This window comes from Roseateles sp. P5_E1 (assembly GCF_054049335.1).
Genome location: NZ_JBFUMN010000435.1, coordinates 1 through 535 on the forward strand (window position 1 = coordinate 1; position 535 = coordinate 535).

The window sequence follows — 535 nt, forward strand, 5'->3', positions numbered from 1 at the left end:
CCTCCGGCCTGGTGCCGCAGATCGATCGGCTGTCGGCGGAAAGCGATGTGTCTCTGGCGGTGTCGCTGCACGCGGCCAACGATGCGCTGCGCGAGACGCTGGTCACGCTGAACAAGAAGTACCCGATCGCCGAGCTGATGGCCTCGTGCGCGCGCTACCTGCGCGCCAACAAGCGCCGCGAATCGGTCACCTTCGAATACACCCTGATGAAGGGCATCAACGACCAGCCCGAGCATGCCCGGCAGTTGGCGCGGCTGATGCGCCAGTTCGACAACGCCGTGCAGGCCTCGCACGCAGGCAAGGTCAACCTGATTCCGTTCAATCCGTTCCCGGGCACGCGCTACGAGCGTTCCGGCGATACCGAAATCCGCGCGTTCCAGAAGATCCTGCTGGATGCGCAGGTGCTCACCATGGTGCGACGCACCCGTGGCGACGACATCGATGCCGCCTGTGGCCAGCTCAAGGGCCAGGTGCTGGATCGCACGCGTCGCCAGGCCGAGTTCAACAAGACATTGCAGGAAGGGAAGAGCCGGGA

Annotated in this window: 1 pseudogene; it reads left to right on the forward strand. The window is 64.9% G+C overall.

Annotated features, from left to right (window positions below):
- Positions 1 to 535 (forward strand): annotated as a pseudogene (locus ACXJKJ_RS31945) (23S rRNA (adenine(2503)-C(2))-methyltransferase RlmN); the annotation flags it as partial.